We start from the raw sequence: 12,529 nt of genomic DNA, 5'->3' as shown, positions 1-12,529 counted from the left end.
TCACCGCCCCTGTTCCAGCTGCCGCTTCTGCAGCCGTTCATATAGCAGCAGCGGGACCAGCAGCACCACCAACAGCACGATGGCCGCGGCGGAGGCGACCGGCCAGTCCTTGTTGGTGAAGAACTCGAGCCACAGCGTCTGACCGATCATCAGCGCATTGGAGCCGGCCAAGAGATCCGGAATGACGAACTCGCCGACGATGGGGATGAAGCACAGCAGCACGCCGGCGCCGACGCCGGGCAGCGACAGCGGGAAGGTGACGAGCCAGAACACCTGCCAGCGCGGCGCACCGAGATCGGAGGCGGCCTCCTCCAGCGCGGGCTCCATTTTGGCCAGCGTGGCGTAGAGCGGCAGGATCATGAACGGCAGGTAGGAATAGACGATACCGATATACATCGCGCTGTCGGTGGAGAGCCACACCACCGGCTGACTGACCAGATGCAGCGCCAGCAGGATCTGGTTGAGCAGGCCGTCATGCTGGAGGATGTTGATCCAGGCATAGATCCGGATCAGGAACGAGGTCCAGAACGGCACGATCACGAGCACCATCGCCACGGCTTGCCAGCGCGTCGGCAGCCGCGCCATGCCGTAGGCGATGGGATAACCGATCAGGAGCAACAGCGCGGTCGCGGTGACGGCGACGATGAGGCTACGCACATAGGCGAACACGTAGATGTCGTCGGAGACGAGCAGCCTGAAATTGTCGATCGACAACGCGGCAAAGGCGGTCTTCAGCGCCCCCCATCCCGCCATCAGGTCGAACACCGGCTCGTAAGGCGGCTGCGCGATCGCCGTCTGCGACAGGCTGATCTTCAGCACGAAGCCGAACGGCACCAGGAAGAACAGCACCATCCAGACATAGGGCGCGATCGCGGCAAGGCGAGCCGGTCGCGCGAAGATGCGGCGCGCGCTCATGACGGCAGCACCACGCAGTCGTCGGGCGTGAACCAGGCGACGACAGGCTGGTTCAGGCTGTAGGCGTCGACGTCGAGGCGCGCGCTGTTGGCGACCGAAGCCTGCACCATCCCGCCGGCGTCGAGCTTCACCTTGTAGGTGGTGGTGCCGCCGAGATAGCAGATGTCGGCAATCACGCCGTCCAGCTGGTTGATCGCCGTTTCATGACCGGCTTCCCTCACCGGACCACGGCGCGAGAGCTTGACCTTTTCGGGGCGGATCGCAACCGATAATCTGACCTCGCCGAACGGCTCGCGCGGCTCCGCCACCACCAGCGGTCCCGCATCGCGCGTGCCGATGACCAGACGATGACCGTCGCGCAATTTGGACTCGGCGTCGAACAAATTGACGTCGCCGACAAACTCCGCGATCCAGCGCGAGCGTGGCGCCTCGTAGAGCTCGCGGGGACTCGCGACCTGCGCGAGCTTGCCGTCTCTCATCACGCCGATCCGGCTCGCCATCGTCATCGCCTCTTCCTGATCGTGGGTGACGATGATGAAGGTCATGCCGAGCCGGCGCTGAAGCTCCATCAGCTCGCCTTGGGTACTCTCGCGCAGCTTCTTGTCCAGCGCTGCGAGCGGCTCATCGAGCAGAAGGAGCTGCGGCCGCCGCGCCAGTGCACGCGCCAACGCCACACGCTGGCGCTGCCCCCCGGAGAGCTGGTCGGGCTTGCGCTTCTCGAGCCCGTCGAGCTTCACCAGCGCGACCATCTCCGCCACACGCGTGGCAATGTCGGCGCGCGCCATGCCGGCGCGCTTCAGGCCGAAGGCGATGTTGTCGCGCACCGACAGGTGCGGAAACAGCGCGTAGTTCTGGAACATCATGTTGATCGGCCGCTCATGCGGCAGCGCCTGCGCGATGTCCTTGCCGCCGAGCAGGATGCGCCCTTGATCCGGCGCTTCGAAACCGGCGAGCATGCGCAGAAGCGTGGTCTTGCCGCAGCCGCTGGGGCCGAGCAGCGCAAAGAACTCGCCGGTCTTGATGTCTAGCGACACGCCGTCGACGGCCCGGAACGTCCCGAAGGTCTTGGCGACGCCCTCGATGCGCAGCAGCGGCTCGCTGGCCGCGAACTGCGTCTCTCCGACCGAATCCGCAGCCGCGTCTGTTCTGGGCAACTCGTCAGTCATGGTCCCTGCCAACCTCAATCCCGCCGCACGCTAGCGGCCGATCGTCCCTCACTCAACCGGTTAGAGGCGGTTCGTTCACATCGGATTCGCCATGAACGCAGCCAGCGCATCGCATCCCTCCGCCGACATCGTCAGGCCGAGCTTGGAGCGGCGCCACAGGATGTCCTCGGGAAAACGCGCCCATTCATGGGTCATGAGATAGCGCACCTCGGCGCCCGTCAACTCGGGACCGAAGGCCGGGCCGAGATCGTCGCGGGTCTTCGCCTCACCGAGCACAGCCGGCAGCCGCGAGCCATAGGCCGCGACGAAGCGTTGGGCCTGCGTCTCCGAGAGAAAGCGCCAGCGGTCACGCGCAAGATCGACCTCGGTGTCGAAACGGTCCCAGGCGAAATCTCCGCCCGGCAGCGCCGCGCCTGCGGTCCAGGGCGGCGACATCGGATAGAACGGCGTCAACTTCGTCACCGCGCGCTCCGCCCGCAGGCGCGATGTGGTGACGTCACCGCCGAACATCGTGATCAGCGGCGCCTTGCGCCGCCGCGTGTGGAACAGCGTGGTGCCGTCACGCCGGCGCGCGGACGCAAGCGTCAGGTTGACGCCGGAGACCGCCCGCACCACGTCGGTCGGGGCGACGCGCTCGCGGAAATAGCGACTGGCCGCCTCACAGAGATAGCCGACGTCGGCCCCCCCCATCGCGACGATCGCGGGATCGCCGGTGAAATCGTGCGTGATTGTGCCGATCAGCGTAAAGTCGCGATCGAGGGGACTCGCGAAGATCAGCCGGCCATCGCTGTTCTGGAAGACGTAGACGTTATCGGAATCGAACAGCCGCGGGACGATGATCTGGCTCATCTGCATCGCCGCCATGGCGGGTTGCGGCTGCCGCAGCACGGTCTCGGCGACCATCGACGTCCATCCGCCGGTGGCGTTGGCCAGTGCCCGGGCCGTGATCGCGTGGCGATGGCCACGGTCGACCACCGCGAGCCGCCATGTGTCTGTTCGATCGGCACGCACACAGCGCGCTCCAGTCCGAATCACGGCGCCCCGCTCGGCCGCATCCAGTGCCGTGAGCACCACCAGTCGGGAATCGTCGACGACGCAATCCGAATATTCGAAGGCCGTGCCGAATGGTCGTTTCAGCGCGTTGCCGACCGGGTGATGCGTGATGTCGAGGGTCGCCGTTGCAGGCAGGCCGCTCCGGCTGGTGAGGCTGTCGTAGAGGAGCAGGCCGAGGCGCAGCAGCCATGGCGGGCGCTCGTCGGAATGCGCCGGGATCACGAAGCGCATCGGCCGAACCAGATGCGGCGCGATCCGGAGCCAGGTCCGGCGCTCGGCTAGCGCCCGGCGCACCCGTCGGAAGCCGCGCCGTTCCAGGACCGAGAGATCGCCGTGGATCAGCCGCGGTGTTGCCGAGGACGCCGCGCCGCCCAGATCGCCCTGCTCCAACAGGATGACCCGCAGGCCGCGGCCGGCGGCATCGCGCGCGAGGCTGACACCGTTCAGGCCGCCCCCGATGATCGCAAGGTCGTAATCCGCCATGAAGCCGTCGAATGGAAGCGAACGAAGCGCCCACCATCACTAACCGGTCTTGAGCGCAAGCTCCATGACTTCGGCGCGACCGACGAGGCCGGCATATTTCCCGATCGGCAGGGGCTTGCCGAGCAGATAGCCCTGCACGCCGTCGCAGCCTTCCGCGGCGAGGAAGGCAAGTTGTTCCAACGTCTCGACGCCCTCGGCGACGATCGACATTTCCAGGCCATGGCCGAGATCGATCACCGCGCGCACGATCGCCGCCGATTGCGGGTTGCGGCCGAGATTGATGATGAAGGCGCGGTCGATCTTGATCTTGTCGAACGGGAACGCCTGGAGATAGCTCAGCGAGGAATAACCGCTGCCGAAATCGTCCATGGAGATGCGCACGCCGAGCGCCTTGAGCCGGCGCAGCAGCGCAAGACCGCGATCGAAGTCCTCGATCAGCACGCCCTCGGTGATCTCAAGCTCTAACCGGCCGGGTGCGAGACCCGTCTCGATCAGAATGGAATGGACGAGCCCGACCACGTCGCCGTGCATGAACTGCGCCGGCGACAGGTTGACCGCGACCTGAAGCGGCGTCGGCCAGGAGGCGGCCTCGCGGCAGGCCTCGCGCAGGATCCACTCGCCCATCTCGACGATCAGGCCGCTTTCCTCCGCGATCGGAATGAATTCGGCCGGGGAGACCTGGCCGCGCACCGGGTGCTGCCAGCGCGCCAGCGCCTCGAAGCCGATGATATCGCTCTCGGCGACGCTGTGGCCCGCAGTCCCCTGCGGCTGGAAGGCGAGCGAGAGCTCGCCATTCTTGATCGCCATCGAGAGGTCCTGGTGCAGCACGCGGCGATCGCGGATCTGCTGGTCCATCTCCGGCTGGAACAGGCTGATCGTGCCGCGCGATTTCTGCTTGGCGCGGAACAGCGCCGCGCCGGCATTGGCGAGCAGCGAGGCGGCGTCGGCGCCGTTGTGCGGGAAGATCGACATGCCGGTGGTGACGCCGGCGCGGACCGGGCGGCCGTCGATCTGGAATTCCTTGGCGACGGCATCACCGATCTGCTGCGCCAGCGCGAGGCCTGCCTCCGGCTGCTTGCCGTCGATGATCAGGCCGAACTCGTCGCCGGACAGGCGCGCCACCACGCCGCCGCGCGCGGAATCCTGGAGCCGCTGGGCCACCTCGACCAGGAGCTTGTCGCCGTGCGCATGGCCGAAGACGTCATTGACCTCCTTGAGGCCGTCGAGATCGACGCACAGAACCGCGAACTCCTCGCCGGTGCCCTCGCAGGCCTCGATCATCTGGGTCAACGCCTGCAGGAAAGCGGCACGGTTCGGCAAATCGGTGAGGCCGTCGTGGTAGGCCATGTGCGCCATGCGCGACTCGGTCTGCCGGCGATCGGTGACGTCCTCGTGGGTCTTGATCAGATATTGCGGCTCGCCGGTGTCGCCCAGCACGGTGGCGCGGCGGGTGAGGAACAGCCGCAGCCCGTCCTTGGTGGAGATCGGGTGCTCTTCGGTGATCATCCCACGCTTCTTGATCGCGGCTTCGTCGCGCGCGATGATCAGCTTGGCTTCCTTGGGATTGAAGATGTCGGACGCGGTCAGGCCCGTGGCTTCCTCGCGCCTGCGGTTGAGGATCGTCTCCGCGCTGCGGTTGGCGAGCAGGTAGCGGCCGTCCTTGACCTGCTCGACGATCAGGGCCACCGGGATGTTGTCGACCACAAGCTCCAGGAACTTCTTCGTGCTCTCCAGCTCCTTCGACAGCGAGCGGCGATCGGTGATGTCCTCGAACACGAGCATCAGGAATTCGGGCTTGTTGCTCTCGTTGCGGACCACGATCCGGATCGAGGCAACCATGCGCCGCTCACCGGCGCGGTCGACCTCGAATTCGTTGCGAAACTGGCCGTCCGGCGAATCGAGTGCCGCCCGGTCGGTCGCCTCGATGCTGTCCGCCGAGATGGGCGCAAACAGCTCGCGGGCGTTCTTGCCGACGGCATGATCGCGTGAGAAACCCCAGAAGCGCTCATAGGCGCTATTGGCGAAAATGTAGCGACCATCCTCGATGTTCTTCGCCGCCACGCAGGCCGGTACGTGGTCCAGCAATGTTTCCAGGAACTGCTTGGTGGAGGCGAGCTGCCGGGACAGCCTGCGCTGCTCGCTGACGTCCAGATGGGTCGCCACCGAGCCGCCGTTGGGCAGCACGAAATACTTCACCAGGATGGCCCGCCCGTCCGGCAGTTCGGTTATCAGGCCGTTCGGGCTTGCCGCCTTCTCATAGAACTCGTCGTCGGAAGCGCCGCCGAGCACGCCACGCTGGCGCCGCAGCTCAAGGATGTCGTGGCCGGTCATTCCGGCCCAGATGTCCGACCGCATCAAGCCGTAGATATCGAGATAGCGGTCGTTGCAGAAGATGATGCGCCGCTGCGCATCCGTCATCACCACGCCCTGGTTGAGGTTGTTCATGGCGGAGGAGACAAAGGCATTGCGCCGCAGCTGCAAACGCCTAGTCCGGCGCAGTGAGGAATGGATCCATAGCGCGATCGCGGCGAAGAACGAACAGATCACAATTCCCGCGATCAGGGCTTCCCAGATCACGTTGGGATCGAGGTGGCCGAGGTAGCTCGGAGGGCTGAAGCTGTCGGAGAGGGCAAAGGCGCGCGCAGGCGCGACCGCTGCGGCCAGGCACACGACGGCCTGCATCGCAATCGGAAGCGCGCTGCCCACGTGCCAGTTCTTCTCAGCCATCAGCCACCCGCGATTTCAACGTCGGATTGTCTGGCCTGGCGGGTTTGGATCGGGTAAACGCCTGTACGAGCAACGGAAAAATGTGGCATCAAATACGGCAATTGCCCTGACATGATAAATGCTTCCTTAACGGAAAACGCCCCCGCGCCGCCGTTCCCAGGCGTGAGGCCTTGGTCGCTTCGAGCGGACGTCCTGCACAACCATGGATAGGGTGGACTGCGTCGTCATCGGAGCCGGCGTGATCGGGCTCGCGGTGGCTCGAAAGCTGGCGCAAGCCGGGCGCGAGGTGATCGTGCTCGAGCAAGCCGAGGCCATCGGCACCATCACCTCCTCGCGCAACAGCGAGGTGATCCATGCCGGCATCTACTACCGCGCCGGAAGCTGGATGGCGCGCATGTGCGTCGACGGCAAACACGCGCTCTATCGTTACTGTTCCGAGCGCGGCATCCCGCACAGGAATTGCGGCAAGCTGATCGTCGCGACCAATCCGAAAGAGACCGAGAAGCTGCAATCGATCAAGGCGCATGCCGAGGCCAACGGCGTGCTCGACATGCAGTTGCTCACGGGCGATGCGGCACGTGCGCTGGAGCCGGCGCTCGCCTGCGACGCCGCGCTGCTGTCGCCGTCGACCGGCATCATCGACAGCCACGCCTACATGCTCTCGCTGCGCGGCGAAGCCGAGGACGCGGGCGCGGCCTTCGCGTTCCACACCCCGCTGATCCGTGCCAAGGCGACCGCCGGCGTGATCGAGATCGAGGCGGGCGGCGAAGCGCCGATGACGCTGCAATGCAGCCTTCTCGTCAACGCCGCCGGGCTCTCGGCGACCACCGTGGCGCGCAACATCGAGGGCATGCCGCTGGAACGGATCCCGACGGCCTACCTCGCCAAGGGAAACTACTTCAGCTGCAATGCCAGGGCACCGTTCTCGCGCCTGATCTATCCGGTGCCCGAGCCCGGTGGGCTAGGGGTGCATCTGACGCTGGACATGGCCGGGCAGGCACGTTTCGGCCCCGACGTCGAGTGGATCGAGACGATCGACTATGAGGTCGACCCGGCACGCGCCGAGCGCTTCTACCCGGCGATCCGCAGATACTGGCCGACGTTGCCTGACGGCGCGCTCATGCCGAGCTATTCGGGCATCCGCCCGAAGATCGTGCCGCCGGCGGTGGCCACGCAGGATTTCTTGATGCAGGGCCCGCGCGATCACGGCGTCGAAGGCCTGATCAATCTGTTCGGCATCGAGTCGCCCGGATTGACGTCATCGCTCGCGATCGCGGATCACGTCGCCGAGCTCGCAAACATCTAGTGGTTTAAAGCGAAGGGGATTCCGGTTGCGCGTAAAGAAGCGCGTCCAGACAAGAAGCTAGAGCCGCGCAAATCCTTGCACGCTGAGCGCCTTGCCGCAGGGATGAGCGCAAAGGCTCCCATCCCTGCCTGAAGGGTGCGATCAACTCTACGCTGTTACGGGGTTACTAGTGGAGCGTGTCGCCGTGCCTGAGACGCTCGATCTGGTCCTTGACCATCAACTTCCGGCGCTTCAACTCAACAATTTGCAGGTCGTCTGTTGAAAGGTGCACGAGAGCTTCGTGCAATTCGTTTTCGAGAGTTTTGTGCTTCCGTTCCAATTCAACCAGATGTGCCTGAATTGTCATTCGAAACCTCCTCGGTAGGGGTGAACCTTGGATTCGACCGGACGACGAAGTGTACATCACCGATTCGTTCTGTCGATGGGTATCCGTCGTCGCATTGTCATTTTTGAAAATTCATATGTAACGAAGCGTGAGTAAGGGAACCACGCGGGAAAAATCCGTGATATCAATGCGCTTGCGCAACGTCGGAGTGACCGCAGAAATATCCCGCGGGAGATCGACGCGGGACAGCCCGAGATCGCTTGCGATCACGGCGCGCAAGGACGATAGTTTCCACAGGGCATCCACAGCCTTAATCTCACGCCTATCGGTTTTTCGGCCACCGCAGACATGACCAATGAAGATGCGCGCGAACTCGAATCCGAGCTCGCCCGGTTGCACCAGGAACACCGAGATCTTGATGCGGCGATCGATGCACTGCATCAATCGCCCGCCCCCGACCTGTTGCGGTTACAGCGGTTGAAGAAACGCAAGCTGTTGTTGCGTGACCGTATCGCGTTCATCGAAGACCAGATCACGCCCGATATCATCGCCTGATCCACAGGAGGACAGCTCACGGCGACCCGCCGCATGTGAATCCGCTTGACTCAAAAGGAACAAAATAAGAACATTTGGACACCAACGCCCCTCGGAAACCGTCCAAGGAAAACGCAGATGTCGGCAGCCGCCCTTCTCGACAACAGCCATTATGAACAAGCCTGTGATCAGGCGATCGCGATGTGCGACGGCAATCTGCGCAGCACCATCAAGGCGCTGATCATGGCCAATGAATATCTGGAGGCCGAGCTGGAGGAATTGCAGGCGGCGGTTTCCGCAGGCTGCATTCCGGAGACCTCGCGCAGCAAGAGCAGCGCCGCCTGACTGTCAGCTATCGGAGCCGACCATGTCCGATGTCACCTATTACGTTGCATTACCTTTCCTGACCGACGAGGACGGCTCGCCGGTCGCAGGTGCGGCCGAGGAATGCCAGAGCGCAGCGGCCGCGCTACGGCGCGCCGAGATCATGTCGCACGGCGCCGGCCACACCGGCGCGGTCGCGTTCAGCCGCAGCGGCGATCCCATGACCGGCGAATTCGGCGACGCCAAACTGCTCCGCAGCTTCGGCAACGTACCGAAAGACCTCGGCACACTTTAACTAGCTGCTGACGAGCCTGATGCGCGGCTCGTGCCGCCGGTGCGCCTTGCGCACATACATGGCGGCATCGGCATCCTCCAGGGCCCGCGTGGCGTCGGACTGCACTCCAAGCAGGGCGACGCCGGCGGAAGCGCCCGCGCTCACGTGCTGGCCGCGAAAGACAAAGGACAATTCGTCGACGGCCTGCTCGAAAGCCGCGGCCTTCGCCTTGGCGTCGGTCTCGCTGAGATTCCAGAGCAGCAGCGCGAACTCGTCGCCGCCGAGGCGGCCCACCACGTCCGAGGCGCGGATCTGCCGCGTCAGCGTGGTGGCAATCGCCTTCAGCACCTCATCGCCGGCCGCATGGCCGAAGGAATCGTTGATCGGCTTCAGCCGATCGACGTCGAGGACGATCAGCGCGCCGCTGGCGCGGTAGCGCTTCATATAGGCGACGGCGCGAGCGAGCTCGCGTTCGAAGCCGCGCCGGTTCGGAATTTCCAGCAGGAAGTCAGTGTCGGCGGCTGCCTCGAGCTCCGCGACCCGCCGCAGCGCCCCCTTGAGCTTGCTCCGGAGGTCGCGGATAGTCGCGTTGACGGCCGGCTTCATAGCCCCTTTGGCGCCGCCAGCGGCCGACGCTCCACGCCGCGCCGGAAGCTTGGCCGGACCCTTGGCCGGGCCCTTGGCCGGGCCCTTGGCCCGACTCTTGGCCAGACGCTTGGGAGCAACTTTGGAGCGACCGGCGCTAGTTTTCGGGCCCTTTTTGGCCTTCGCAGCGCTCGCCCTTTTTGGTTTCTTCATGGGCATCCTGCTCAATGAAGGCTTGCGGGGATTCACCAAGACAGGATAGTGCATTCCCTTCTCCTTGCCACCGCCTTGCGAGCAACCGGCCGGAACCGCTAATCTGGCCTATCTTCCTGTTTTTCGAGCACAATTGACGTCATGACCGCGCCAATCGCCATCATCATGGGAAGCCAGTCGGACTGGGACACGATGCGGCATACCGCCGACACGCTTGCAGCGCTCGGCGTTGTCGCCGACACTCGCATCGTTTCGGCACACCGCACCCCCGACCGGCTGTTTGCGTTCGCCAAGGGCGCCAAGGGGGCCGGTTACAAGGTCATCATCGCCGGCGCGGGCGGCGCTGCGCACCTGCCCGGCATGGCGGCAGCGCTGACGGAACTGCCCGTGTTTGGCGTCCCAGTCGAATCCAGGACGCTGAAGGGCATCGATTCGCTCTATTCGATCGTCCAGATGCCCGCAGGCATCCCGGTCGGCACCCTCGCCATCGGCAAGGCCGGCGCCGTCAATGCGGCGCTGTTGGCGGCCGCCGTGCTGGCCTTATCCGACCCGGCCTTGTCCGATCGCCTCGCCGCCTGGCGCAAGGCGCAGACCGAGGCCGTGGCCGAGCGCCCGGAGGACAAGGCGTGACTGACGCAAAGCAGGTGAAGCTGAAGCCCGGCGACACCATTGGCATCCTCGGCGGCGGACAATTGGGGCGGATGCTGGCTATGGCGGCGGCACGGCTCGGCCTGCGCTGCCAGGTGTTCTCGCCCGATCCGGATTCACCGGCCTTCGACGTCGTCCTGAATGCGACCTGCGCCGAATATGCAGATGTCGAAGCACTCGAGCTGTTCGCCAACGACGTCGACGTCATCACCTACGAATTCGAGAACGTGCCGTCCGCGGCCGCGATGGTGCTGGATGCGCGCCGTCCCGTGCTGCCCAACCGCAAGATCCTTGAGACCACCCAGGACCGGCTCGCCGAGAAGGATTTCGTGACGCGGCTGGGCATCGGCACCGCAGCCTATGCCGACGTCACCTCGGTCCCGTCGTTGCGCGAGGCTATCGCCAGGATCGGCCTTCCGGCGGTGCTGAAGACCCGCCGCTTCGGCTATGACGGCAAGGGCCAGGCCATCATCCGCGAGGGCGACGACGTCGCGAAAGTATGGACCAGTCTCGCCACCAAATCGGCCATCCTGGAAGCCTTCGTGCCGTACGAACGCGAGATTTCCGTGATCGCCGCCCGCTCCGCGACAGGCCAGGTCGAGTGTTTCGACGTCACCGAAAACGAGCACCGCGACCACATCCTGAAGATCTCCCGAGCGCCCGCCCGGATCCCGGACGTGCTCGCCGAGGAAGCGCGCAGCATTGCCGGCAAGATCGCGGGCGCGCTCGATTATGTCGGCGTACTTGCCGTCGAGATGTTCGTGCTCGCCAACGGCACCGGACCCAAGGTGCTGGTCAACGAGATCGCTCCGCGCGTGCACAATTCCGGACACTGGACGCTCGACGGCGCATCCGTCTCGCAGTTCGAGCAGCACATCCGCGCCATTGCCGGCTGGCCCCTCGGCAAGCCCGTGCGCCACGGCGAGGTCGTCACCATGACCAATCTGATCGGCGACGAGATCAACGAATATGACAAATGGCTGAGCGTGCCGGGCGCGACCGTGCACATCTACGGCAAGGGCGCACCGCGCCCCGGCCGCAAGATGGGGCATGTCACCGAAGTGCGACCCACGACCGGCGATTGACGGGACCGCGGCGCATGCCGCGATCCCGCTTTGCGATTACGCCGTCTTTGCGCCAGCGACGACGCCGGTGGGTTCGTCGCTGAGCCAGCGATAGATCACCCCGCCCAGCGCGCCCCCAATCAGTGGCGCAACCCAGAACAACCAGAGTTGTGCTGTCGCCCAGCCGCCGACGAACAGCGCCGGTCCCGTGCTGCGCGCCGGGTTCACCGAGGTGTTGGTGACGGGGATGCTGACGAGATGGATCATCACCAGCGCGAGCCCGATCGCCAGCGGCGCAAAGCCCGCGGGCGCGCGGCCGTGGGTGGCGCCCATGATGATGAACAGGAACATCATGGTCATCACTACCTCGGTGAGGAAGCACACGATCATGCTGTACTGGCCGGGAGAATGGGCGTCGTAGCCGTTGGACGCGAATCCTTTGCTGACGTCGAAGCCGGGAGCTCCGCTTGCAATGACGTAGAGAAGCCACGCGGCCACGATCGCGCCGGCGACCTGCGCGATCACATAAGGCAGGATCTGTCCGGCCGGAAAACGTCCGCCGGCGGCAAGACCGACGGTGACGGCCGGATTGAGATGGCAGCCTGAGATGTGGCCGATCGCGTAGGCCATGGTGACCACGCTCAGCCCGAATGCGAGGGAGACACCGACCAGGCCGATGCCGACCTGCGGAAAGCCGGCTGCGATCACAGCACTTCCGCAACCTGCGAATGTGAGCCAAAAGGTGCCGATAGCCTCGGCCGCGTATTTCTTCATATCCATGTGTCGTCCCCTGCTTTCAAAGATACCGGAACAAAGCTCCGGAAACGGCCCCACCCTTGGCGTCAAATCTCCCAAATCAGGGCCGCGCAGAGGTATTTTGCCTCATTTAATGGCTGAACTTGGCCCGAAAAC

General features: G+C 64.8%; 13 protein-coding genes. 6 read left to right on the top strand and 7 right to left on the bottom strand.

Translation table 11 applies throughout. The annotated features are described in order from the left end of the window. From N551_RS0131895 to N551_RS0131880, 4 genes are all read right to left on the bottom strand, one after another. Positions 1–915: an ABC transporter permease gene (locus N551_RS0131895; protein WP_027570373.1), complete on the bottom strand. Its 915-nt coding sequence runs from the start codon at positions 913–915 to the stop codon at positions 1–3. Next, on the bottom strand, positions 912–2,081 hold the full coding sequence (locus N551_RS0131890; RefSeq protein WP_027570372.1) for an ABC transporter ATP-binding protein: 1,170 nt from the start codon (positions 2,079–2,081) through the stop codon (positions 912–914). The genes N551_RS0131895 and N551_RS0131890 overlap by 4 nt, the downstream gene beginning before the upstream one ends. A 75-nt stretch (positions 2,082–2,156) precedes the next feature. Next, positions 2,157–3,617, bottom strand: a complete 1,461-nt coding sequence (locus N551_RS0131885; RefSeq protein WP_027570371.1) for a glycerol-3-phosphate dehydrogenase — start codon at positions 3,615–3,617, stop codon at positions 2,157–2,159. 39 nt (positions 3,618–3,656) lie between these two features. Then, positions 3,657–6,344, bottom strand: a complete 2,688-nt coding sequence (locus N551_RS0131880; protein WP_027570370.1) for an EAL domain-containing protein — start codon at positions 6,342–6,344, stop codon at positions 3,657–3,659. A gap of 202 nt (positions 6,345–6,546) precedes the next feature. Between N551_RS0131880 and N551_RS0131875 the strand changes: the two genes are divergently transcribed. Next, positions 6,547–7,650 carry an NAD(P)/FAD-dependent oxidoreductase gene (locus tag N551_RS0131875; RefSeq protein ID WP_027570369.1) on the top strand — a complete coding sequence of 368 codons (1,104 nt, stop codon included), beginning with the start codon at positions 6,547–6,549 and terminating at the stop codon, positions 7,648–7,650. Between the two features lie 166 nt (positions 7,651–7,816). Here the strand turns inward: N551_RS0131875 and N551_RS0131870 are convergent, their stop codons facing one another. Then, entirely contained in the window at positions 7,817–7,996 is a 180-nt protein-coding gene (locus N551_RS0131870; RefSeq protein WP_007596254.1) for a YdcH family protein, read from the bottom strand. Between the two features lie 327 nt (positions 7,997–8,323). Here N551_RS0131870 and N551_RS0131865 point away from each other — a divergent pair, with 327 nt between their 5' ends. From N551_RS0131865 to N551_RS0131855, 3 genes are all read left to right on the top strand, one after another. Continuing rightward, complete coding sequence (locus N551_RS0131865) at positions 8,324–8,530, top strand: YdcH family protein (RefSeq protein ID WP_027519980.1); 207 nt, start codon at positions 8,324–8,326, stop codon at positions 8,528–8,530. 117 nt (positions 8,531–8,647) lie between these two features. Further along, positions 8,648–8,854, top strand: a complete 207-nt coding sequence (locus tag N551_RS0131860) for a hypothetical protein (RefSeq protein WP_027570368.1) — start codon at positions 8,648–8,650, stop codon at positions 8,852–8,854. Positions 8,855–8,876: 22 nt separating this feature from the next. Next, entirely contained in the window at positions 8,877–9,128 is a 252-nt protein-coding gene (locus N551_RS0131855) for a hypothetical protein (RefSeq protein ID WP_027570367.1), read from the top strand. On the opposite strand, the gene N551_RS0131850 is transcribed toward N551_RS0131855, so the two are convergent. Continuing rightward, on the bottom strand, positions 9,129–9,905 hold the full coding sequence (locus N551_RS0131850) for a GGDEF domain-containing protein (RefSeq protein ID WP_027570366.1): 777 nt from the start codon (positions 9,903–9,905) through the stop codon (positions 9,129–9,131). Between the two features lie 141 nt (positions 9,906–10,046). On the opposite strand from N551_RS0131850, the gene purE reads away from it, so the two are divergent. Both purE and N551_RS0131840 read left to right on the top strand, forming a co-directional pair. Further along, entirely contained in the window at positions 10,047–10,535 is a 489-nt protein-coding gene (gene purE, locus N551_RS0131845; RefSeq protein WP_027570365.1) for a 5-(carboxyamino)imidazole ribonucleotide mutase, read from the top strand. Continuing rightward, positions 10,532–11,638 (top strand): 5-(carboxyamino)imidazole ribonucleotide synthase, encoded by a 1,107-nt coding sequence (locus tag N551_RS0131840; protein WP_027570364.1) that lies wholly within the window; start codon positions 10,532–10,534, stop codon positions 11,636–11,638. Before purE ends, N551_RS0131840 begins: the two co-directional genes overlap by 4 nt. A 36-nt stretch (positions 11,639–11,674) precedes the next feature. On the opposite strand, the gene aqpZ is transcribed toward N551_RS0131840, so the two are convergent. Beyond that, complete coding sequence (gene aqpZ / locus N551_RS0131835) at positions 11,675–12,397, bottom strand: aquaporin Z (protein WP_027570363.1); 723 nt, start codon at positions 12,395–12,397, stop codon at positions 11,675–11,677. Positions 12,398–12,529: the final 132 nt, after the last annotated feature.

The sequence above is a fragment of the Bradyrhizobium sp. URHA0013 genome, from assembly GCF_000518345.1.
Taxonomy (GTDB): Bacteria; Pseudomonadota; Alphaproteobacteria; order Rhizobiales; family Xanthobacteraceae; genus Bradyrhizobium.
Note: the sequence above shows the minus strand (reverse complement) of the source record. Positions and strands in the feature narration are given on the sequence as shown.

What these genes read in the sequence shown, in the direction of transcription:
- N551_RS0131895 (WP_027570373.1), bottom strand. Translation starts at nt 915, where the DNA reads ATGAGCGCGCGCCGCATCTTCGCGCGACCGGCTCGCCTTGCCGCGATC.
- N551_RS0131890 (WP_027570372.1), bottom strand. Translation starts at nt 2,081, where the DNA reads ATGACTGACGAGTTGCCCAGAACAGACGCGGCTGCGGATTCGGTCGGA.
- N551_RS0131885 (WP_027570371.1), bottom strand. Translation starts at nt 3,617, where the DNA reads ATGGCGGATTACGACCTTGCGATCATCGGGGGCGGCCTGAACGGTGTC.
- N551_RS0131880 (WP_027570370.1), bottom strand. Translation starts at nt 6,344, where the DNA reads ATGGCTGAGAAGAACTGGCACGTGGGCAGCGCGCTTCCGATTGCGATG.
- N551_RS0131875 (WP_027570369.1), top strand. Translation starts at nt 6,547, where the DNA reads ATGGATAGGGTGGACTGCGTCGTCATCGGAGCCGGCGTGATCGGGCTC.
- N551_RS0131870 (WP_007596254.1), bottom strand. Translation starts at nt 7,996, where the DNA reads ATGACAATTCAGGCACATCTGGTTGAATTGGAACGGAAGCACAAAACT.
- N551_RS0131865 (WP_027519980.1), top strand. Translation starts at nt 8,324, where the DNA reads ATGACCAATGAAGATGCGCGCGAACTCGAATCCGAGCTCGCCCGGTTG.
- N551_RS0131860 (WP_027570368.1), top strand. Translation starts at nt 8,648, where the DNA reads ATGTCGGCAGCCGCCCTTCTCGACAACAGCCATTATGAACAAGCCTGT.
- N551_RS0131855 (WP_027570367.1), top strand. Translation starts at nt 8,877, where the DNA reads ATGTCCGATGTCACCTATTACGTTGCATTACCTTTCCTGACCGACGAG.
- N551_RS0131850 (WP_027570366.1), bottom strand. Translation starts at nt 9,905, where the DNA reads ATGAAGAAACCAAAAAGGGCGAGCGCTGCGAAGGCCAAAAAGGGCCCG.
- purE (WP_027570365.1), top strand. Translation starts at nt 10,047, where the DNA reads ATGACCGCGCCAATCGCCATCATCATGGGAAGCCAGTCGGACTGGGAC.
- aqpZ (WP_027570363.1), bottom strand. Translation starts at nt 12,397, where the DNA reads ATGGATATGAAGAAATACGCGGCCGAGGCTATCGGCACCTTTTGGCTC.